Source organism: Photobacterium sp. S4TG1 (assembly GCF_036040035.1).
Classification (GTDB): Bacteria; Pseudomonadota; Gammaproteobacteria; order Enterobacterales; family Vibrionaceae; genus Photobacterium.
On sequence record NZ_JAYXUH010000003.1, the window covers coordinates 142099 to 164560 of the forward strand.

16 protein-coding genes are annotated in these 22462 nt (G+C 39.8%); 11 read left to right on the forward strand and 5 right to left on the reverse strand.

What is annotated here, in order from left to right; genetic code table 11:
- Window positions 1-29 precede the first annotated feature (29 nt).
- The 4 genes from serS to VXS03_RS06300 all read left to right on the forward strand — a co-directional run bounded on the left by serS (window position 30) and on the right by VXS03_RS06300 (window position 5089).
- Entirely contained in the window at window positions 30-1337 is a 1308-nt protein-coding gene (gene serS / locus VXS03_RS06285; protein ID WP_327762644.1) for a serine--tRNA ligase, read from the forward strand.
- A gap of 304 nt (window positions 1338-1641) precedes the next feature.
- The gene (locus VXS03_RS06290) at window positions 1642-1830 is read left to right on the forward strand and encodes a hypothetical protein (protein ID WP_327762646.1); all 189 of its coding nucleotides are present in this window, start codon (window positions 1642-1644) and stop codon (window positions 1828-1830) included.
- 204 nt (window positions 1831-2034) lie between these two features.
- On the forward strand, window positions 2035-3825 hold the full coding sequence (locus VXS03_RS06295) for a bifunctional metallophosphatase/5'-nucleotidase (protein WP_327762647.1): 1791 nt from the start codon (window positions 2035-2037) through the stop codon (window positions 3823-3825).
- 346 nt (window positions 3826-4171) lie between these two features.
- The gene (locus VXS03_RS06300) at window positions 4172-5089 is read left to right on the forward strand and encodes a DMT family transporter (protein ID WP_327762648.1); all 918 of its coding nucleotides are present in this window, start codon (window positions 4172-4174) and stop codon (window positions 5087-5089) included.
- An 81-nt stretch (window positions 5090-5170) separates the two neighbouring features.
- Here VXS03_RS06300 and VXS03_RS06305 read toward each other — a convergent pair whose 3' ends face one another.
- Window positions 5171-5728, reverse strand: a complete 558-nt coding sequence (locus VXS03_RS06305) for a sugar O-acetyltransferase (protein WP_327762649.1) — start codon at window positions 5726-5728, stop codon at window positions 5171-5173.
- A gap of 1162 nt (window positions 5729-6890) precedes the next feature.
- Between VXS03_RS06305 and VXS03_RS06310 the strand changes: the two genes are divergently transcribed.
- Window positions 6891-7049: a hypothetical protein gene (locus tag VXS03_RS06310; RefSeq protein ID WP_327762650.1), complete on the forward strand. Its 159-nt coding sequence runs from the start codon at window positions 6891-6893 to the stop codon at window positions 7047-7049.
- Window positions 7050-7362: 313 nt separating this feature from the next.
- Here the strand turns inward: VXS03_RS06310 and VXS03_RS06315 are convergent, their stop codons facing one another.
- From VXS03_RS06315 to metG, 4 genes are all read right to left on the reverse strand, one after another.
- Window positions 7363-8682: a dicarboxylate/amino acid:cation symporter gene (locus VXS03_RS06315; protein ID WP_327762651.1), complete on the reverse strand. Its 1320-nt coding sequence runs from the start codon at window positions 8680-8682 to the stop codon at window positions 7363-7365.
- Window positions 8683-9101: 419 nt separating this feature from the next.
- Entirely contained in the window at window positions 9102-10430 is a 1329-nt protein-coding gene (locus VXS03_RS06320) for a CoA-disulfide reductase (protein ID WP_327762653.1), read from the reverse strand.
- A gap of 71 nt (window positions 10431-10501) precedes the next feature.
- Window positions 10502-11902, reverse strand: a complete 1401-nt coding sequence (locus VXS03_RS06325; RefSeq protein WP_327762802.1) for an L-cystine transporter — start codon at window positions 11900-11902, stop codon at window positions 10502-10504.
- A gap of 348 nt (window positions 11903-12250) precedes the next feature.
- On the reverse strand, window positions 12251-14293 hold the full coding sequence (gene metG, locus VXS03_RS06330) for a methionine--tRNA ligase (protein WP_327762655.1): 2043 nt from the start codon (window positions 14291-14293) through the stop codon (window positions 12251-12253).
- Window positions 14294-14552: 259 nt separating this feature from the next.
- Between metG and apbC the strand changes: the two genes are divergently transcribed.
- The 6 genes from apbC to VXS03_RS06360 all read left to right on the forward strand — a co-directional run bounded on the left by apbC (window position 14553) and on the right by VXS03_RS06360 (window position 22460).
- Window positions 14553-15641: an iron-sulfur cluster carrier protein ApbC gene (gene apbC, locus VXS03_RS06335; protein WP_327762657.1), complete on the forward strand. Its 1089-nt coding sequence runs from the start codon at window positions 14553-14555 to the stop codon at window positions 15639-15641.
- A 149-nt stretch (window positions 15642-15790) separates the two neighbouring features.
- Window positions 15791-16435 (forward strand): uridine kinase, encoded by a 645-nt coding sequence (gene udk / locus VXS03_RS06340; protein WP_080157880.1) that lies wholly within the window; start codon window positions 15791-15793, stop codon window positions 16433-16435.
- 187 nt (window positions 16436-16622) lie between these two features.
- The gene (gene dcd, locus VXS03_RS06345; RefSeq protein WP_327762659.1) at window positions 16623-17216 is read left to right on the forward strand and encodes a dCTP deaminase; all 594 of its coding nucleotides are present in this window, start codon (window positions 16623-16625) and stop codon (window positions 17214-17216) included.
- Between the two features lie 210 nt (window positions 17217-17426).
- A complete protein-coding gene (locus VXS03_RS06350; RefSeq protein ID WP_327762660.1) occupies window positions 17427-19547 on the forward strand; it encodes an AsmA family protein in 2121 nt (706 codons plus the stop codon).
- 189 nt (window positions 19548-19736) lie between these two features.
- Entirely contained in the window at window positions 19737-20723 is a 987-nt protein-coding gene (yhjD, locus tag VXS03_RS06355; protein ID WP_442957426.1) for an inner membrane protein YhjD, read from the forward strand.
- Window positions 20724-21137: 414 nt separating this feature from the next.
- Window positions 21138-22460 (forward strand): anaerobic C4-dicarboxylate transporter, encoded by a 1323-nt coding sequence (locus VXS03_RS06360; protein WP_327762661.1) that lies wholly within the window; start codon window positions 21138-21140, stop codon window positions 22458-22460.
- Window positions 22461-22462: the final 2 nt, after the last annotated feature.

Here is a 22462-nt window from a genome sequence, read left to right on the forward strand (position 1 = left end):
TTTCAGACTATTAAGAGCACAGGATTAGCATGCTAGATTCTAAATTACTTCGAACTGAGCTGGATGAAACAGCTGCAAAACTCGCGCGTCGTGGTTTTAACCTTGATGTAGAAACTTTACGCAACTTAGAAGAGCAACGTAAGTCTCTTCAAGTAAAAACAGAAGAGCTTCAAGCACAGCGTAACTCGCGATCGAAGTCGATTGGTCAGGCAAAAGCAAAAGGTGATCACGCTGAAGCTGAGCGTATTATGGCGGAAGTCGGCAACCTAGGTTCTGAGCTTGATGAAGCAAAAACAGCATTAGCTGAACTTCAAACTCAACTTGATACTATCACTCAAATGCTACCAAACATTGCTGATGAGTCAGTACCAACGGGTAAAGATGAGTCAGAGAACGTTGAAGTTTCACGTTGGGGTCAGCCAAAAGCGTATGACTTCGAAGTGAAAGATCACGTTGATCTTGGTGAAATGGCTGGTGGTCTAGATTTCGCAAGTGCTGTAAAAATCACTGGTGCACGTTTCATTGTAATGAAAGGCCAATTTGCTCGTTTACACCGCGCAATTGCACAGTTCATGCTAGATCTTCACACTGAAGAGCACGGTTACACAGAAATGTATGTACCGTACCTAGTGAACGCTGACAGCCTATTTGGTACAGGTCAATTACCTAAATTTGGTGAAGATCTATTCCACACTCAACCGCTAACTGAAAAAGTGAACGATGAAGAGCCTCGTGTGCTTTCATTAATTCCAACAGCGGAAGTGCCTGTAACAAACATGATGCGTGACACTATTACTGATGAAGCAGATTTGCCAATCAAGATGACTGCACACACACCATGTTTCCGTTCAGAAGCGGGTTCTTACGGTCGTGATACTCGTGGTCTAATCCGTATGCACCAGTTCGACAAAGTTGAACTTGTACAGATCACTCGCCCTGAAGATTCAATGGCAGCACTTGAAGAACTAACAGGTCACGCTGAAAAAGTACTACAACTTCTAGAACTACCTTACCGTAAAGTTGTTCTTTGTACTGGTGATATGGGCTTTGGTTCTTGCAAAACTTACGACTTAGAAGTGTGGGTTCCTGCTCAAGAAACTTACCGTGAGATTTCTTCATGTTCAAACATGTGGGATTTCCAAGCACGTCGTATGCAAGCGCGCTTCCGTCGTAAAGGCGAGAAGAAGCCTGAGCTACTACACACACTAAACGGTTCTGGTCTTGCTGTTGGTCGTACTATGGTTGCTATTCTTGAAAATAACCAAGAAGCTGATGGCCGTATTATGATCCCTGAAGTACTACGTAAGTACATGCGTAACGAAACACACATCGGTTAATTACTGATGCTGTAAGAAAGCATATTGCTAAAAACCCAGTCGATAAGGCTGGGTTTTTTTATGGGCGAAAGGTGGTGAAAGGGTTACAAGCGAGAGTAGTAGATGGTGAAGGTTGAGCCTTAAAGTAATAACTAATAAATCGATAAGTTATTGTTAGTGTAATAATAATGAGACAAGTTGGTTGAAAATAATACAAAATCATTAGCGACATGAAGCAGTTCTGAGACAGTATGAAGTATCTCTATTATTCACTTGTATATAATGAACTCGAATTTTATTTATTATTGGTTTTATGGAGAATTTCATGGATAAGAAATGTCAATATTGCGCGCTTCCACAAAATGAATGTACTTGTGCTGATTGCAGTGTTTGTCATAAGACAAAAACTGAGTGCACTTGTGTTGAATGTGGCGTTTGTCATAAAGCGAAAGCTGAGTGTTCATGTGTAACTTGCAATGAATGTGGTGCAAAGGAAGTCGATTGCTGTTGTTAATATGCCTTTTTCCAAGATAACATTAGGCCGCTTTATTGCGGCTTTGTTCTATTACTTAAAACGTCACTCTGACACTTAAATGTAAATTTCCGACTATAAATCACATAATTATTATGAATTTTAGGAATATTAATACATTTGCCTGTGTATAATTATGCTCTTATGTCATAGGTGATTTAAGTCAACAGATGAGTAATTTAAGTAATGAATAAGAACATTTATAAAACGGTATTATTTTCTCTTCTAGTCAGTTCACCCGCTGTATATGCAGAGCAAGTCGATATTACGATTTTAGGTACATCTGATCTTCATGGGCGATTTATACCTTGGGATTACACCACTGATAAACCTAATTTATCTGGCAGTTTGAGCCAAATAGCGACCAAAGTTGGCGAACTAAGAAAGCAAGATCCTGAAATTATTTTGGTCGATGCTGGAGATGCAATTCAGGGTAACAATATCGAAACCTTTAAAAACGATCCTATCAGCCCGATGATGTTAGGCTTTAATCAATTAAAATATGATGCTTATGTATTGGGTAATCATGAATTTGATTTCGGTTTAAAGGTACTTAAAAATACCATTACAACCTTTAATGGTACGCCACTAGCCGGTAATATTTTCCATAATGCAACCTCTCCTTTTTTACCGTCTTATAAAATCGTTGAACGTAAGGGCGTTAAAATTGGCATTATTGGTATGGATACACCAATGATCGCCGCTTTTGCTAATGGTAGTGATCGTTTGCAAGATTTGACGTTTAGTAATCCAAGTCTAGAAGTTAAAAAAGTCATTACGCAAATTAAAGATAAAACTGATGCCATCATTTTAGTGGCGCATATGGGTATCGATAATGAAAATAACATTGCTGATACTGGTGTGGGTGATATTGCACGCGCCAACCCAGAGTTAGCCGCTATTGTTGCGGGCCATATGCACGTTAAAGTGGATAAGGCGATGATCAATGGGGTAATTATTACTGAACCGTATAAATATGGTCGCGCGTTATCTCGCATTGATTTGAATTTCAAAAAAGATGCGCAGGGTAAGTACACCCTCATTAATAAAGATAGCTTCACTTATAATATGAATGGATTACCATCAGACGTGACGATGGAAACTATTTTTAAGCCTTATCACCACAAACTTCAGCAAGATGCGAATAAAGTTATTGGCCAATTAGAAGGTCAAGATCTTGTGCCGAAAAATACCATTACAGGCATTCCTGAAAGCCAATTACATGACACAGGATTAACGTCATTATTTCAAGAAGTCGGTTTTTATTTTGCTCCTCAGGCCAATGTTATTGCGGTTCACCTTGATAATATGAATCCATCGTTACCTGTGGGCGATATTAAAGTTAAAGATATTAATTTTAACTATGAATATGCTGGTGGTGAATACACAGTTTATGAAATGACAGGGAAAGATTTAAAAACCTACATGGAATGGTCTGCTGGATACTTCAATAGTGTTAAGCCTACTGATCTAACCTACAGCTTTGATGCTAAACGTCGCTCATCAAAATATAGCACTCATGATATTTTTGGTGGCGTAACATACCAAATTGACTTAACCAAAGCGGCAGGCCACCGTATTACCAACCTTAAAATGAATGGCAAGCCCGTTACGGATGCACAAACTATTAATTTAGGCATGAATAGCTACCGTATGGGACATTTAACGAAAAAAGGCGGAGTACTTGAAGGCCGTAAATTTAAGGTGCTATTTGATTCAAAAGCCCATTACGGCACTGAAGCGGGCACTATTCGTCAATTAACCATGCGTTATATTCATGAGGTTAAAAACGGTCATATTACGGGTAAAGCTGAAAATGATTGGTCTGTTATTGGTTTATCAACCTCAAAAGCTGATCAACAACGCATCGCTAAACTGGTTAATAGCGGTAAAGTTGCATTACCAAGTATAGAGAATGGTCGTTACACCAATACTGCGGCATTAACAGCCGCTGATTTAACCCGTAATACGCACTAATTTTATCAACGATAGTTATTGGTTGTATTATATTAAGTACGCTATGAAAGGGCACATTATGTGCCCTTAATATATTTTACTTATGTTGTTTTTTGTTCAATAAGTGGAATATATTAAGGCGATATTGAAGGCTCATTAATAGACCTTGTAAATAATAATGTCTTTTCCTTGTTTGACTTTAATAGAAAAAAATGTAATTTTGAGTGTTAATGTGGTTTTTTTTTCTATATTCACTGTGAAATTTAGAAGTAAATGAAACTTATTTTTCCGATGACGTCTTTATACTGTAATGCATTATTATCGCGCTACAGAATGATAATTTAAATAATTATTAATCGGGAACATTATGAATTCAAAGCTACTTACTATCTTTCTTTTTACCTCGGTTTGTTTAATTTGGGGAACGACTTGGTTTGCGATGGAAGTCGCATTGAATTCTATCCCACCTATTTTTGCCACGGGGCTACGCTTTTTAGTGGCAGCACCTCTATTGGTGGTGTTGACGAAGGTCTTTAATCAACCATTGCTATTTCCAAAAGGTAAGCGTCGGTGGTTATTTATTGTTGCACTGATGTACTTCGCGATTCCATTTACGTTGATGATCTTTGGTGAGCAATACATTTCATCTGGTTTAGCATCAATAATCTTTGCCAATATGCCCGTTGCAGTAATGCTGATGTCAGGTCTGTTCCTCAGTTTAAGATTGGCAAAGCACCAAATATTTGGGTTAATTACTGCTGTTGTGAGCTTATGCCTAATTCTTGCAAATGAAATGCAGATGGGAAGCGATGATTATCTCGTTGGTACTGTTTGTTTAGGCGTTGCTGTTGCTATGCACGCGACTATGTATGTATTGGTACAAAAATACTGTAAAGACATTGAAGTGCTGACCTATAACGCGCTACCAAGCTTCATTGCTTCTCTATTTTTATTTGCAGTTTCAGCTGTGACTGAAAATGTAAATGTTGAAGCTTTTAGTTGGGATTCAATTTCAGCGGTTGTTTATCTTGGTTTGGTGGCGAGTGTTGGCGGTATTGTTGCTTATTTCAAATTGGTGCAGGTATCAACACCTTTTAAAGCGTCTATCTGTTTTCTCATTTTTCCTGTAGTTGCGCTGTTTATCTCTAGTTATATTAATGGCGAAGCACTGTCTCAACAATCATTAATAATGATGCTGCCTCTTCTTGCGGGTATTTTATTGACTAAAGTACCTAAGGGGGTTTTCAAGCAGCGTCGAGCTTTAAAAACAGTGAATAGTCATTAATATTGATTTTCTATTGCAGCCATCAAAGGGTGAAAAGCTTGTTTTTGGCATAGACAGCTATTTGTTGTCTATGCCTTTTGATTATTGATTTTCGTGAATAACTCTAATTAATTTTGCAGGTGTACCACCATAAAGAGAATCGGCGGGTACATCACAATTAACCACAGAATTTGCGGCAATAACAGAGCGTGCACCAATGGTCACACCTTGATTGATTACTACGTTGCCGCCAACCCATACATCATCTTCAATCGTAATTGTATTCCAGATGGTTTTCCAATTACGACGATTACGATAATTTAAGTCATGACTAGCGCAGTAAAATTGTGTGTTTGGACCAATTAATACATTATTACCAATAGTGATTTTAGCACCGTCTAACATAGTGACATTCATGTTGATGTAGGTGTTTTCTCCAATCGAAATTGTTTTACCAAATTCACAATAAAACGGCGAGCGTACAATACTGGATGGTGAAATATTCCCCATTAGCTGTTGAAACAGTTCATCACGCTGAGAGCTATCTATATTTTGGTTAATAACTTGCAATAGATTTAATGCATTTTGACGAATATTTTCAATACAATCTGAGCCCGCATCAAAATCTTCGCCTGCAAGCATCTTTTCAAATTCAGTCATGTTGTCTCTCAACTTATTTTGTATGGGTTTATTTAACGATAATTCTATCACTGGTGATGTTATTTATTTATCACTCGATATTATAGATGAGACAGTGAGTCATATTTTTGCTGTTTATTCGAAAAGAGTAAGAGTGAATGCCAAGCCCAACCTCGTCACTTTCTATAGTAAATGCCAACCCCAACCCTAAATGCCAAATCACTCCGTCATTTCCTACAGTGAATGCCCGCGAGGGCGATAGGGAATCTACTGTCCGCGCGTTGTAGAGTCAGTATTTTTGTTGGGATTTTAGCGTATTTTCATTGGTGTTTTTGAGGCTCAATCACGAGGTGAGTCGATCCCGAATAGCCTCGACCGTCAACTTTCGGGATGACGATAATGGGCTGAGTGAATGCCAAGCCCAATCCCGTCACTCTCTATAGTAAATGCCAAGCCAACCCCGTCATTCCCTACAGCGAATGCCCGCGAGGGCGATAGGGAATCTACTGTCCGCGCGTTGTAGAGTTAGTATTTTTCTTGGGTTCTAGCGCATTTTTATTGGTGTTTTTAAGGCTCAATCACGCGGTGAATAGATCCCGAATAGCCTCGTCCCTCAACTTTCGGGATGACGATAATGGGCTGAGTGAATGCCAAGCCCAACCCCGTCATTCCCTACAGCGAATGCCCGCGAGGGCGATAGGGAATCTACTGTCCGCGCGTTGTAGAGTCAGTATTTTTGTTGGGGTTCTAGCGTATTTTCATTGGTGTCTTTAAGGCTCAATCACGCGGTGAGTCGATCCCGAATAGCTTCGTCCCTCAACTTTCGGGATGACGAATAATGGGCTGAGTGAATGCCAAGCCTAATCCCGTCACTCTCTATAGTAAATGCTAAACCAACCCCGTCATTCCCTACAGCGAATGCCCGCGAGGGCGATAGGGAATCTACTACTCACGTGTTGTAGGGTTAATTTTATCTATTTTAGGGATTATGACTGTTAAGTATCGCCAATTAGGTGTTTTCATTGTTGTTAACATGAGTAACAAATTAAATACACCATGTTTAGGCTAATTATTTTGAAGAAAACGTATCAAAACAAGATCTAAGCGATACTTTTTATATGAATAGAGATCGTATAGTACGGATTAAAATTTCTTACGTTAAATGACCAATGAGGGTTTTATATTGAAACGTCAATTTGTTAGTTTTGAACAGTATAAAAAAAAAGCATTACAAGACCCAGAAATCAAAAAAAGTTATGACGATCTAGCTGAAGAGTTTAAATTGATTAGTGATCAAATAGCATTACAAAAACAAAGCAATAACAACACAGCAGAGCAATAGTTGAAGTAGTAATTTGTGAATTAGGTAACATCACAACGTGGGTTTATCTCTGTTTTCACTTAGAAAAACCATTAAAACACCAGCTATTCTGTTCGTTCTAAATGAATAGCGATCATGTTGAGTACACATAAATCCCCATACTGTTAAATCCCGCCTCAAAAGGCGGTATTTTTATACTCGAAGCATAACCATCAATCAGAGAGTTGCTGTTTCTCGTCCCTAATACCTCGCTTCTATAACCCTATTCAAACCAAAAAAAAGGGCACGAAAAGTGCCCTTGAGTTATGTTGTGTTCGCAAGTTTTTACTCGCTGTTATGATTTCTGTGCTTGAGGGGTTGAATGGAAACGAACCGCTTCATCTTCTGTCGCTGCGAGTGGATCGTTGAAACGTTCAACATCCATTTCACCTTCTGATTTAGCAACAATACAGGTTACGACGCTATCACCCGTGATGTTAACGGCTGTACGTACCATATCAAGCAGACGGTCAACACCCATAATCAGTGCGATACCTTCAACCGGTAGACCGACTTGGTTAAGTACCATTGCTAGCATAATGAGACCAACGCCTGGAACACCTGCCGTACCGACGGAGGCTAGTGTTGCGGTTAGAATAACCATGATGTAATCAGTCATTGTAAGGTCAATATTAAACGCTTGGGCAATAAATACTGTTGCCACACCTTGCATGATGGCGGTGCCGTCCATATTAATGGTTGCGCCAAGTGGAACGGTAAATGAGGCAATCTTGTTGTTAACACCTAAACGCTTAGTCGCCGTTTCCATCGTTACAGGAATGGTGGCATTTGATGATGCGGTTGAGAATGCAAACATCACTGCATCTTCCATTTTCTTTAGGAAGGTAATTGGGCTTAAACCTGTAAAGGCTTTTAGCATCACGCTGTAAGTGACCAATGCATGCAGTAATAGTGCAGCTACTAAAACAAGGAAGTAGTTAATTAAGCTATAAATAGCGTCAAGACCTAATCCTGTAAACAGCTTCGCCATTAAGAAGAACACACCAAATGGTGCAATGTTCATCAATAATGCTACCAGCTTCATGATCACTTCATTTAAATCAGCAAAGACTGCTGCCAGACGCTCGCCCGGTTTACCTGCGGCACTGATTGCAATACCAAATAAAACGGCAAAGACAATAATTTGAAGAGTGTTACCACTTGCCATTGCGCTAATAGGGTTAGTTGGGAACATGCCTACAATAACGCTACCTAGTGATGGCGCTTCTTTAGATGCAAATGTTGTTGCTGCACTTAAATCAGCACCGGCACCAGGTTGGAAGATATTTGCCATGGTCAGTGCAAGGGTAATGGCTAATGCCGTCGTTGTTAGATAAAACGCGAGAGTCTTACCGCCTAAACGCCCCAGTGTTGCTAAATCTTTTAATGAACTAGTACCACAAACTAGCGATACAAATACTAGAGGAACAACTAACATTTTTAAGCTGGCAATAAAGATTTTACCACCGACATCAAACAGGCCATTTACGATATAGTCATGAATAAAAGCGACATCAGCAAAAAGGGAACGGATCATAAATCCTGTCAGAATACCTAAAACCATACCGAGGATCACTCGGCCAGTCAGTGACATTTTTTTCTTTTCTGTAGTCATTAGAATTTATCCTTAATATTTATTTCTCTCTGTCCATCGATTATCAGAGTCGTTCGGAGAGTAGCAGTTATTTGTCTGTTAACGCGAAGTAATAATTGTTATTAATCTCTAAAATCTGCGTCAAGTCACAAATTTTATACCGAATTAATGTTTATAAAATCTATTTTTAACTAATTTTTAACAGAAAAAACGATTTGAATGTATAAGTTGGTAATAAAACGTTGTTTTTTCGAGGTGTATAATCGGAATTTTCGAGGGATAATAAGTGATGGGAAAAATGATGAATAACAGCTTTGTTTGTAAAAAGATTAAAATCAGAGACAAAAAAGAGGGGCGTAAGACAGCCACGTATTGTGCGGTTGAAACTTTATTAAAATACGTGACTGTAAGTTACAGGTCGGTGTGGTTAGAGCGGAGGATTATTTAGCAACATTACCAGCGACATTCATGATATCCCAAGTACGGGCAAATGGCGGTGCATAAGCAAAATCCATCATGCCTAATTGTTCCGTTGTTGCGCCAAGGCTGATAGCTACGGCAAGGGCATCAACACGATGAACCGCTCCTTTATTACCGATCATTTGTCCACCAAGTAAATTTTTATTATCAGAGCGGTAAACCAATTTAATATAAAGTGGCGATTGACCTTCACAGTAGTTGGTGTGGCATTTATCACTGATATATACGGTGTTGTAATCAATATTTGCTTGTTGAGCTTCACGCTCAGAAAGTCCAGTGCGTGCAGCTTCTAAACCTAAAACTTTGACACAACTGGTGCCTAATGTGCCGTCATAACTGAGGTTTTTTCCTGCGATATTTTCACCGACTAAACGACCCATTTTATTGGCACCGGTTGCGAGTGGAATATAAACAGGTTGTTGTAATTGTGCATGCCAAATAGTGGCGCAATCGCCAGCTGCCCAAATATTATCTAGTGATGTTTTGCCTTGTTGGTCAATGATTATTGCGCCATTGGCTAAACGTTCAATGCCTGTTGCTGCAATAAAATCTGTATTGGGCTTCACACCAGTACAGCAGATAACGAGATCTGTTGTATAAATATCTTTATCGGTTTTAATGCTAGTAACACGATCGTCACCAATAATTTCACACACCGATTCTTTAAGGTGAATTTGCACGCCGGCACGTTCAAGTTCAGGTTGAATATGTTGGCTGATTTCAATATCAAACGTATCAGGAATTAAACAAGCGGCACGCTCAATTAAGCGTACTGTTTTACCCTGGTGGATCATGGCTTCAGCGACTTCTAAACCGATAAAACCAGAACCAATAATCGTGACGTTTTGGCAATGCGGATCGGCAAGAGCGGTTTTAATATCAAGACCATCTTGCATACGACGTAATGAATAAACCCCTTGTTTTTCAAGGCCTGCAATTGGGGGTAATATTTCTTTTGCCCCTGTTGCAATCATTAAACGATCATATTTAACGGTGTGTATTTCCCCTTGATGTTCAACCATTAATTGCTGTTGTTGTGGGTCTAGATTAACAACTCGGTGCTGCGTTAATACTTGAATCCCTTTTTCTGCAAATTGTGCTGGAGTGAATTCGGCCATGAAGTTGGCATCAGAAAATTCATCACCAATGTAATACGGTAAGCCACAAGCACCAAAAGAGATCACATAAGACGCTTCATAAACAACAATCTCAGCGGTTGGATTAATGCGTTTTGCTTTTGCTGCTGCGCTCATGCCAGCGGCTTCACCACCAATAATGATAATTTTCATATGATTGTTTATTCCTTGCAATAGAGAAAGGGAGGCAATGAACCTCCCTTAAAACGAGTGTTTAATATTGATTAAGCCGCTGATTCTTCGCCATCTAAGTTAACAACGTCATCGCTGTTAAAGATAGCCATATCTGTTTCGCCCATTACTTTACTGGTGATTGTGCCAGCAGTAATTGAGCCTGAAACGTTAAGCGCAGTACGACCCATATCAATTAAAGGTTCAATTGAGATCAGAAGACCTGCAAGTGCTACTGGCATATCCATCGCTGATAGCACAATCAGTGCTGCAAATGTTGCACCACCACCAATACCGGCAACGCCAAAAGAGCTTACGGTAATGATTGCGACTAAAGTACATAGAAAGCCGATATCCATTGGGTTAATGCCGACTGTTGGTGCAATCATCACTGCCAGCATGGCTGGGTAGATTCCTGCGCAGCCATTTTGACCGATAGTTGAACCAAATGAAGCGGCAAAGTTAGCAATACCAGATGGAATACCAAGGCATTTTTCTTGGGTTTGCACGTTCATTGGAATTGAACCTGCGCTTGTACGTGATGTGAAAGCAAAAGCCAGTACTGGAATGATTTTCTTTAAGTGGCGTAGAGGATTAATACCAACAAGCGCTACAAGTGCTAAGTGAATCATAAACATCAGAATTAGTGCTGCGTATGATGCAAAAACAAAGTTCGCAAGGTTAACGATATCGGTATAGTTTGAACCTGAGATCACTTTAGTCATCAGTGCTAATACGCCAAATGGTGTTAGACGTAATACTAACGTTACCATACGCATAACAATCGCTTGGGCTACTTTAATGAAGCCTTCAAATTGTGCGAAAATTTCAGGTTTTTTCTTAGCAATGCCCGTTGCTGATAAGCCAATGAAAATAGAGAAGATAACCACTGCGATAGTTGAAGTACGACGTGCACCTGTCATATCTAAGAATGGGTTGGCAGGAATAAACTCAATCACTAATTTAGCAAACGACATTGCTTCTACATTAGAAAGGGTTGATTCAAGACTTTTAGCACGTGCCATTTCAGCCGCACCTGATGTTAGTCCTTCTGCGGTAAGCCCAAAAAGGTTAGCCATTAGAATACCGACACAAGCGGCAATCATGGTAGTAACAATCAGAACCCCTAGAGTCAGGCTACTGATTTTACCAAGTGAGGTGCCACCGTTAAGCTTTAAAATGGCGGAAATAATAGACACCATTACTAATGGAATAATGATCATTTGTAATAGACGCACATAGCCTACGCCGACAATGTCAAAATACTCAATCGATGTTTTGATGACCTCAGAGCCAGCACCATAAAAAACTTGTAGCGCAGCACCAAAAGCAATACCTAATCCTAAACCGGCAAACACACGTTTAGTAAAACTGTAGTGTTTATTTTGCATATGATATAGAAATGCTATCAAGCCAACAAATATGGCGAGGTTCGTTACAATACCTAGAGTCATCATGAATCCTTCATATCAAATAAAAAAGTAGGGTATTTTTATTGTTCCTATCTATTTAGGGTTAAATTTTGCTGGTTTTATAATTAATTACAAGCAAATTAACGCAATTAATGTAAGGGATATTGTCAGAAGGGAAAACGATCAAGATCGCTAATTATGAACGAGAGATGAATGTTTTTTTATAAAATTAGAGTTTGCAGCGGAGCTAGATCAATATTCAACAATCTATTAACAATGACAAATAAGTTGATGTATTTGATGCGATATAAGAAGGGGAATGTATAAAAAAAAGACAAAAAAATACCGACAACAGAGTTATCGGTATTCAGTATTAAAATGTAGTGTAAATTACATTACACGCATACCTGGTTGAGCACCTTCATGGGGTTCTAAAATCCAAAGATCTTTACCACCAGGGCCAGCTGCAAGGATCATACCTTCAGACATGCCAAATTTCATTTTGCGTGGTTTTAGGTTAGCAACCATTACTGTTAGTTTGCCAACAAGCTCTTCTGGTGTGTAAGCTGATTTAATACCAGAGAATACTTGACGCATTTCACCACCGATATCCAATTGGAATTTCAATAGTTTGTCTGCTTTTGGCACGGCTTCACAAGAAACAATCTTCGCGATACGCATATCAATCTTAGCGAAATCATCAAATTCGATTTCAGCTTCAATTGGCTCTTCTGTTAATGGGCTTTTTGGTTGAGCAGCTTCAAGTGCAGCTTTATCAGCCGCCGCTTCTTCTTTTGATGCTTCAACCATTGCAGCAACATGTACAGGATCGATACGATTAAACAGTGCCTTGAACTTAGTGACTTCATGGTTTGTTAATGGTGTTTCGATACCTTCCCACGTTAACGTTTCGTTTAAGAATCCTTCAGTACGTTCTGCAAGTTTTGGCATTACAGGTTTTAGGTAAGCCATTAACACGCGGAATAGGTTGATACCAACAGTACAGATTTCCTGTAGCTCTTGATCTTTACCTTCTTGCTTAGCAACAACCCAAGGTGCTTTTTCGTCAACATACTGGTTAGCTTTGTCAGCTAGCGCGGTGATTTCACGAATTGCGCGGCTGTATTCACGGCTCTCATAAAGATCACCAATGCGTGCTGCTGCTGCAACGAACTCAGCGTAAAGCTCTGGTTCTGCAAATTTCTCAGATAACATGCCGTCAAAACGCTTAGCAATAAAGCCTGCGTTACGTGATGCTAGGTTAACAATCTTGTTCACAACATCGCTGTTTACGCGTTGAGTGAAATCTTCAAGGTTAAGGTCTAGATCATCAATACGGTTGTTGAGTTTTGCTGCGTAGTAGTAACGTAGGCATTCAGGATCAAGGTGGTTTAAGTAAGTACCTGCCTTAATAAATGTGCCTTTAGATTTTGACATCTTTGCGCCATTCACGGTTACGTAACCATGCACGAATACGTTATTTGGCTTACGGAAACCAGCGCCATCTAGCATTGCCGGCCAGAATAGGCTGTGGAAGTAAACAATGTCTTTACCGATGAAGTGGTAAAGCTCTGTTGAGCTGTCTTTGTTCCAGAATTCGTCAAAATCAAGATCATCACGTTTGTCACAAAGGTTTTTAAATGAACCCATGTAGCCGATTGGTGCATCTAGCCATACGTAGAAGTATTTGCCAGGTTCGCCAGGGATCTCAAAACCAAAGTAAGGTGCATCACGAGAGATATCCCACTGTTGTAGGCCTGACTCGAACCACTCTTGCATTTTGTTTGATGTTTCATCTTGAAGTGCGCCAGATTTTGTCCATGCTTTTAGCATGTCTTCAAACTGTGGCAAATCAAAGAAGAAGTGCTCTGAGTCTTTCATGATTGGTGTCGCGCCAGACACAGCTGATTTTGGATTGATCAGATCTGTCGGGCTGTAAGTTTCACCACAGTTGTCACAGTTATCACCGTATTGATCTTCAGCTTTACACTTAGGGCAAGTACCTTTTACAAAGCGATCTGGCAAGAACATTTCTTTCTCAGGGTCAAATAACTGAGAAATAGTGCGGCTAGTAATAAAGCCTTTTTCTTTTAACTGGGTGTAAACAAAAGAAGCAAGCTCACGGTTTTCAGGCGAGTGTGTGCTGTGGTAGTTACTAAAGTCAATATCGAAACCGGCGAAGTCAGCTTGGTGCTCTTTGCTCACTTCTGCAATCATTTGCTCAGGTTCCATACCCATCTGCTGGGCCTTAAGCATGATTGGAGTACCGTGTGCGTCATCTGCACAGATAAAATGAACTTCGTTGCCGCGAAGGCGCTGGTAGCGCACCCAAATATCCGCTTGAACATGCTCTAGCATGTGACCTAAGTGGATAGAACCGTTAGCGTACGGCAGGGCGCAGGTCACCAGAATTTTTCTTGGATTAGCAGCCATAATTACTTCTTTCGCTCATGATGGGTAGAAAAACATAGCCATAAATACTACCTGATGGACAGCATATTGACTAGCATCGGATACTGATTTATCTGTTTTAGGACGGGGGAAATCGGGCAGAAAGGGTACTTTGGTGGTAGCATTAGGAAAAAGAGGGAAAAATTACCCCGCAGCATCAACGTTACTGGTTGTTTTCTATACTAATACTGTGACGTAGATGTTGCTAATAAGCTATGACATTTATGTGGAGTGCTAATTTATGGCAATAGAAACAAACCATTTCGATAGCGTTGGTGATATCAGTCAATGGCTAAATCAATTTGAACATCCACTTTTGAGTGTGGAATGGGCTGATGTGCCACACTTTGTCTCGGTATCGGCCGAGGGTGTTATTGTTATCACGATTCCATTTGCAGCCAACGAATTAGCGCAACAATTGCGTCAATGGATTGCAGAGCAACAGCAACAAGGTATCGTTAAAGCAGCGCTAAAATTTGATGTTCGTTGTCGAGTGGCGACGTTAGCTGTTGCAGAAAAGCAGCCTCTTAGAGGTGTTAAAAACATCATTGTTGTGAGTTCTGCAAAAGGCGGCGTGGGTAAATCAACAACGTCGGTTAACTTAGCGTTAGGTTTACAGCAGCAAGGCGCAAAAGTGGGGTTACTTGATGCTGACATTTATGGTCCTTCAGTACCTATGATGTTAGGCACAATGGATGCTAAGCCGCAATCGTCTGATGGCAAAATGATGTTACCGATTGAGGCTCATGGTTTATATACCAATTCTGTGGGTTATTTAGTGCCAGCAGAAAGTGCCACTATCTGGCGTGGTCCTATGGCATCAAAAGCACTGGCGCAGATTATCAGTGAAACATGGTGGCCAGATCTGGACTATCTTGTGATTGATATGCCACCGGGTACGGGTGATATTCAGTTAACGCTATCACAGCAAATTCCTGTAACTGGAGCGATTGTCGTAACTACGCCACAAGATCTTGCTTTAGCTGATGCGATTAAAGGTATCAGCATGTTTAATAAAGTTGATGTGCCTGTGCTGGGTATTGTTGAAAATATGAGCTATCACATTTGTAGTAATTGTGGTCATCAAGAACATATTTTCGGTACGGGTGGTGCGGCTAAAATGGCACAAGACTATGCCGTGCCATTATTGGCTCAATTACCACTAGATATCAAAATTCGTGAAGATATTGACAACGGTAAGCCGACAGTTATTGCAGCTCCTGAGTCTGAACAAGCCGGCGCATACATTCTGTTAGCTGCAAATATAGCCAGCCGATTATATTGGCAGGGTGAAGCTGTGGCTGAGCAGATTACTATTCGTACAATGTAGTTGTTTGGTAATCAAAAAACGCTTAGATTATAATCAGATATGACAGAGGCCTCATTTTTGCTGGTATCTGTCATTGCAACTGCTTATAATCGGAGGGTTTAATTTATCCATATTCGCCTTGCTACGTGGTCTAATAGGTACTTTCTGATATGTCTGAAACTTCACACCAATGCGTTATTATCGGTATTGCAGGCGCTTCTGCTTCCGGTAAAAGTCTGATTGCCAGTACAGTTTACAAAGAGTTAAAAGAAAAAGTCGGCGATCATCAGATCGGTGTAATCACGGAAGATTGTTACTATAACGATCAAAGTCACCTGACTATGGATGAACGAGTTAAAACTAACTACGATCATCCAAGCGCACTAGATCACAATTTATTATGTGATCATTTAGAGCAGTTAATGAAAGGTGAAGCAGTAGAAGTACCACAATATAGCTACAGCGAGCATACTCGTTTGCAAGAAAGTACCACGATGACACCTAAAAAAGTGATTATCTTAGAAGGTATTTTATTGTTAACTGATCCTCGTTTACGCGACATCATGCACGCAAGTATCTTTATGGATACACCACTTGATATCTGTTTGTTACGCCGTCTGCAACGTGATGTTGCTGAACGTGGTCGTACAATGGAGTCAGTGCTGGTGCAATACCAAAAAACTGTACGTCCAATGTTCATGCAGTTTATCGAGCCTTCAAAACAATATGCGGATATTATCGTCCCTCGAGGTGGTAAAAACCGTATTGCAATCGATGTGTTAAAAGCACACATTGCTAAATTGCTGCGTTCGTAATGATTTGAAATGAATAAGGCTGACAATATGTCAGCCTTATTTTTATGGTTATTATTGTTGGGTATAACCCCGTTACCCTTTGCTGACCCATCAACGACACTGAGTCTTATTGATGTGTTTTGGTATACCACTCGCATGTGCTAAGCACTAACAGGATCGAGTGTGTATTATGCAGGAGAGAGTTTAAATGAGACTTTGTGATAGAGATATCAGGGCTTACCTTGATGAAGGTAAAATCAGCATTGAGCCTCGACCTTCAGATGATTGTATTAGTGGTTTAACGATTGATGTAAGTCTTGGAAATAATTTCCGCGTCTTTAATGATCACGGTGCGCCATTTATTGATCTATCGGGTAAAAAAGAAGATGTAGCCGCTCAGCTTGATAAAGTCATGAGTGATGAGATTGTGGTTGCAGAAGAAGATGCATTTTTCCTTCACCCAGGTCAATTGGCATTAGCGGTGACTCATGAGTCTGTTACTCTTCCCGATAACATTGTAGGTTGGTTGGACGGTCGTTCATCATTAGCCCGTTTAGGTTTAATGGTGCATGTGACAGCCCACCGTATTGATCCGGGTTGGTCTGGACGTATTGTGCTTGAATTTTATAACTCAGGTCGCCTACCTTTAGCATTACGTCCTCACATGCCAATTGGCGCGTTAAGTTTTGAGACCTTGTCTGGTCCGGCGGAAAAGCCATATAACAAGCGTACTGATGCGAAATATAAAAATCAGCAGGGCGCAGTGGCAAGTCGTATTAATGAAGATGACAAACAAAGTTAACCTGTTTAGGTGCTAACTGTTATTGTTATTATTTATCCATATTATTAAAGGCAGCCTTCGGGTTGCCTTTTGTTTAGCTATTCTATTTATGATGAACTAATCTTGACGTTAATGGTCTTAATGACATTGATTTGTAGGGTTAATTTTCAACCAATTATTTTTGCATAGCACACGACGCATTGTAATGTTGCATGCATATCCGAGGGCATAATGAAAAAAATACTTTATATATTACTCGGGCTGATTTTATTAGTCGTGATTGGTATTGGTGCGCTAGTAACCTTTGTTAATCCTAATCAGTTTAAGCCAATGTTGACTGAGCAAGTGAAGAAAATGACGGGCCGTGACCTCGTTATTAATGGTGATATTAGCTGGCGTTTCTTTCCAACATTGGGGCTTAGTGTTGGTGAAACTGAATTTCGAAATCCAGTAGGGTTTGCTGAACCAAATTTGATTCAATTTAAACAAGCAGATCTATCTGTTTCAGTTCTACCGTTGTTATCTCAACACCTTGATATTGGTGAAATGCGGTTAGATGGGGCGCATGTTTTTGTTCAAACATTAAATAATGGTGCGACCAATCTTGATGGTTTAACTGCTAAAACTGCCGTTGATGAAAAAACAACAGCTGGAAATACAGTGACGCATGGTGAGAAAAGCACGCCTTGGAATGTCTCTGTTGCAGGTATTAAATTAGTTAACGCCAGTGCAGAACTGCGCAATGATAAAACCAAAATGGTTGCGCAACTTGATCATGTTAATTTCACCCTAGATAGTTTTCAGCCGCAAACATGGACTAAAGCAACTTTTGATGTACAAGGTAAAGTTAATGCATTGACTTTTAGTGCTAAAGGCAGCACTGAAATTAACCTTGCAGCTAATTATAAGAATGTACGATTAAAAGCATTATCAGCGACCATGAACATGGTTGATGGCAATACAGAGATTAAAAATGCACAACTAGGGCTAGACCAATTTAATCTTGGTCAATGGTCAAATATGACTTTTTCTGTTAACGGTAAAGTACCTAATCTACACTTTGATACTCACGGTACAGCGAAAGTAAAATTATCAACAGATCATAATGTTATTAGTCTGCAAGGGCTAAAAGTCACCAATGACTTAGAGGGTAAGACATTACCTCGTCCTACAATCAACTTAGTGGTTGATGCTGATGCAACGTATGACATTAGCCAAAAATTAGCGTTAGTGAGTCAGGTTTCTATTAATGCTGACGGCACGAAAGCGTCAGGTTCCGGTTCATATTTAGCAACGGCTATTCCTGATGTTCGTTTTGCTTTATCAAGCGATAATATTAATCTTGATAGTTGGTTACCGGCAACAAATACCGTGACTAATGCTAACAACAGTACTTCAGCCGCTGGTGCTGCTGCGATGAATGCACCTGCCGTTACGGAACCTGCCTCAACCTCAAAATCCTCACCGGCGGAGCCTGATCTTAGTGCGCTAAAAAATATTAATCTTGCGGGTATGATCGCGATTAAGCAATTAACCGTTGACCACGCTAACGTGACAAATGTTAAAGTGGTGACTTCAATTAAACACGGTGTTGCAACCATTAATCGTTTTGAAGCGAATTTATATGGCGGTAAGGTAACCGGTAATGCATCTATTGATGTAAATAGCGCATTGCCAAGTTATCGCTTAAAAAATACCATTTCTAATGTCGATCTTTTACCGCTCCTTAAAGCTGTTGCGAATAATAATCTGCTAGCAGGTAAAGCTAATATTACGACGGATTTAAGCGGACAGGGGCTATCTGATACAAATATTCGTCATAATATTGCGGGTTCAATTAGGATTAATGTTTCTGATGGCGCAGTATATGGGGTAAATATTCCTGACTTGTTGCGTAATGCTAAAGCTAAATTGAAAGGTCAGGCTGACACTGGGAATGATACGGCGAAAAAGACCGACTTTTCAGCATTAACAACAACGTTAACACTGCATAATGGCATGGCATCAACGGATAATTTTAACTTAGCTTCACCATTAGTGGCTATCACTGGTGAAGGTAATACGAGCCTTGTTAATGAAAGTATTGATTTGATGATCAATTCTAAGATTGTGGCAAGTGGTAAAGGGCTCGATGAAATTAAAGGTATTGCAGTGCCAATTCATGTGACAGGTACTTGGAATAAACCAAAATATAACTTAAATATTAAAGACTTATTTAAAAATAACGCGGTACTAGAGAGTAAAGCTAAGAAAGAAATTAATCGAGGCTTAGAAAAACTGTTTGGTGATAAAGCTAAAGATGAAAACATTAAAAATGCCGCAGATAAGTTACTGAAAGGATTATTTAATTAATCCTTCACCAGTGGCGTGGCTAGCGTAAACGACAGTAGAAAAGGTTTGCCGTTATTGGCAAACCTTTATTTTTTAATTATATAATCAATTATGTAGCAGGTAGCTAATGACTTGTTATTATTAGATTGGGTTTGTTTTTATCCATTGCTAATATTGTTGAGTATTTTTTATGACACACCCAATCAAATTATGACTAATAAAACAATATCTTCTGAAAAATCGACATTTCTCTCTAAAATCATGGGAGTGCTTACTATTATTGGTAATGCGATCAAAGCGTTACCTCCGATTGATCATTTTATTCGCGCAGCGGATCGTTTTAATGATCGTTTAGGTAGTCAGTTTGGTGCAGCAATCACCTATTTTTCTTTTTTATCATTGATACCCATTTTAATGGTGCTGTTTGCTGCAGCTGGTTTTGTGTTAGCGTCCAACCAAGTGTTGCTGACCAATATTATTGATAAAATTGTTGCCGGTGTCACTGATCCGAATTTAGCTAATACGCTTAAACAAATGGTACAAACGGCAATTAACCAGCGTACAACAGTGGGTTTGAGTGGTTTAGCGATTGCATTTTATTCTGGCATTAGTTGGATGGGGAACTTGCGTGAAGCCGTTCGTGCACAAACTCGTGATGTGTGGGAACGTAAACCGGAAGACAAAGAACATATTTTATTGCAATACTGTAAAGATCTTATTGGTTTAACTGGGTTGGTTGCCGCATTGATTTTTACCGTGGTGTTAACCTCTGTTGCAGGCTCGGCACAAGCGGCAATTGTTGATGCACTAGGGTTAGGTGGCATTAGTTGGTTACGCCCAGTACTTACCACTATCGCATTGACTATTTCTATCTTAGCAAACTATCTGATGTTCTTATGGATATTTTGGATGTTACCTCGTCGCCGTTTTAACCGTAAGACATTAATGCAGGGAACATTACTTGCTGCGGTTGGCTTTGAAGCGATTAAATTCGCGATGACATTCTTATTACCCAAACTAGCAAGTTCACCTTCAGGTGCTGCTTTTGGTTCTATTATCGGTTTAATGGCTTTCTTCTATTTCTTTGCGCGCTTAACGTTGTTCTGTGCAGCTTGGATTGCGACGGCAAAAGAAAATCGTCCTGGTTATGGCGTTACAGAAACGCCTGCTGATGGTGATAGTGAAGAGCCGTTGTAGCAATAACAATAAACTAAGTTTATAAATTAAAGGATAGCGTTAGTGCTGTCCTTTTTTTTACATTTTTGTTACGGATGATGAGGTTGATACTATTTATATATGGATATTAAATGCAAATTGATGAGTATTATTGTTGTTGTATAAAGCATCGCTACGATCCATTTGTCAGCTATTCAGGTGTTTGAGGTTGCTGAGTGGTGATCAATTTGTAATTTAGTGTGATTTGAATGGTGATAAAGTTGTTTTTCTGTGGCAGCAGTTATTTGTGATAGTTCTCAGAAGTGAAATTAAGCGTTGGTTGCTATTAAGTAGTTTGATATTTATCAATATATCTGATGAATATAAGAGGCATTTTGCTCCTAATAATCGGTACTGTGGTTAACAGAGTATCAATGATATATAGGGAGATAGGTCATGTTGTATTTGGAATTTTTATTCCTGTTGTTAGTGTTATATGCAGGTAGTCGCTTTGGCGGTATTGGACTTGGGGTTGTTTCAGGTTTAGGTTTGCTGGTGGAAGTGTTTATCTTCCGTATGCCACCGACATCGCCACCTATTACCGTAATGTTGATTATTCTTGCTGTTGTAACGTGTGCGTCAATTCTTGAAGCTGCAGGCGGTTTAAAATACATGCTGCAAATCGCAGAGCGTATTTTACGTAGTAATCCCAAACGCGTCACTATTGTCGGCCCGTTAGTGACTTACGTGATGACGTTTATGCTAGGTACTGGTCATGCGGTATATTCAATTATGCCAATCATTGGCGATGTTGCTCTTAAAAATGGCATTCGCCCTGAGCGCCCAATGGCGGCTTCCTCTGTTGCCTCTCAACTTGCTATAACAGCCAGTCCTATTTCTGCAGCTGTCGTTTATTATCTTGCTCAACTGTCAACGATCACTGAATCAATTCATTTATTATCCATTTTGATGGTGACGGTTCCTGCAACGCTAGGCGGCACATTACTATTATCATTGTACAGTTTACGTCGTGGTAAAGAGCTGGCTGATGATCCTGAATACCAACGTCGATTACAAGATCCTGTATGGCGTGATCAAATTCTTCATACCACAAAAACCTCACTGAATGAGCAATTACCCCGTTCTGCTATGCATGCTGTAATGCTGTTTGTTCTTGCATTGGTGACAATTGTGATTGTGGCGATGGTGCCAGAAATTCGCACTATTGGTGACGCTAAGCCTATTTCCATGTCATTAATTATTCAAATGATGATGCTAGGTTTTGGTGGTTTGATTCTGTTAGTGACACGTACTAATGTGCAAAAAGTGCCTGAAGGGGTAGTGTTTAAATCGGGTATGGTTGCTGCGATTGCTATTTTTGGTATTGCGTGGATGAGTGATACCTATTTCCAATATGCAATGCCATCGTTCAAATCGGGCATCACGGCAATGGTACAAGATTACCCGTGGACCTTTGCATTAGCGCTATTTACTGTTTCTGTGGTTGTTAATTCACAAGCAGCAACTGCACGAATGATGTTACCTGTTGGTTTGGCTATGGGATTAAATCCTGCGTTATTAATTGGTTTAATGCCAGCGACATACGGTTATTTCTTCATTCCTAATTATCCGTCAGATATTGCAACGGTTAACTTTGATGTTACGGGGACGACTAAAATTGGTAAGTGGTACTTCAATCATAGTTTTATGATGCCAGGTTTAATCGGGGTTATCTCTGCCTGTTGTATTGGTTACGTGCTCGCTCAAATGATCATCTAACC

Excerpts from the sequence above, each read along its gene's own strand:
- serS (WP_327762644.1), top strand. The coding sequence starts at position 30 with ATGCTAGATTCTAAATTACTTCGAACTGAGCTGGATGAAACAGCTGCA.
- VXS03_RS06290 (WP_327762646.1), top strand. The coding sequence starts at position 1,642 with ATGGATAAGAAATGTCAATATTGCGCGCTTCCACAAAATGAATGTACT.
- VXS03_RS06295 (WP_327762647.1), top strand. The coding sequence starts at position 2,035 with ATGAATAAGAACATTTATAAAACGGTATTATTTTCTCTTCTAGTCAGT.
- VXS03_RS06300 (WP_327762648.1), top strand. The coding sequence starts at position 4,172 with ATGAATTCAAAGCTACTTACTATCTTTCTTTTTACCTCGGTTTGTTTA.
- VXS03_RS06305 (WP_327762649.1), bottom strand. The coding sequence starts at position 5,728 with ATGACTGAATTTGAAAAGATGCTTGCAGGCGAAGATTTTGATGCGGGC.
- VXS03_RS06315 (WP_327762651.1), bottom strand. The coding sequence starts at position 8,682 with ATGACTACAGAAAAGAAAAAAATGTCACTGACTGGCCGAGTGATCCTC.
- VXS03_RS06320 (WP_327762653.1), bottom strand. The coding sequence starts at position 10,430 with ATGAAAATTATCATTATTGGTGGTGAAGCCGCTGGCATGAGCGCAGCA.
- VXS03_RS06325 (WP_327762802.1), bottom strand. The coding sequence starts at position 11,902 with ATGACTCTAGGTATTGTAACGAACCTCGCCATATTTGTTGGCTTGATA.
- metG (WP_327762655.1), bottom strand. The coding sequence starts at position 14,293 with ATGGCTGCTAATCCAAGAAAAATTCTGGTGACCTGCGCCCTGCCGTAC.
- apbC (WP_327762657.1), top strand. The coding sequence starts at position 14,553 with ATGGCAATAGAAACAAACCATTTCGATAGCGTTGGTGATATCAGTCAA.
- udk (WP_080157880.1), top strand. The coding sequence starts at position 15,791 with ATGTCTGAAACTTCACACCAATGCGTTATTATCGGTATTGCAGGCGCT.
- dcd (WP_327762659.1), top strand. The coding sequence starts at position 16,623 with ATGAGACTTTGTGATAGAGATATCAGGGCTTACCTTGATGAAGGTAAA.
- VXS03_RS06350 (WP_327762660.1), top strand. The coding sequence starts at position 17,427 with ATGAAAAAAATACTTTATATATTACTCGGGCTGATTTTATTAGTCGTG.
- yhjD (WP_442957426.1), top strand. The coding sequence starts at position 19,737 with ATGACTAATAAAACAATATCTTCTGAAAAATCGACATTTCTCTCTAAA.
- VXS03_RS06360 (WP_327762661.1), top strand. The coding sequence starts at position 21,138 with ATGTTGTATTTGGAATTTTTATTCCTGTTGTTAGTGTTATATGCAGGT.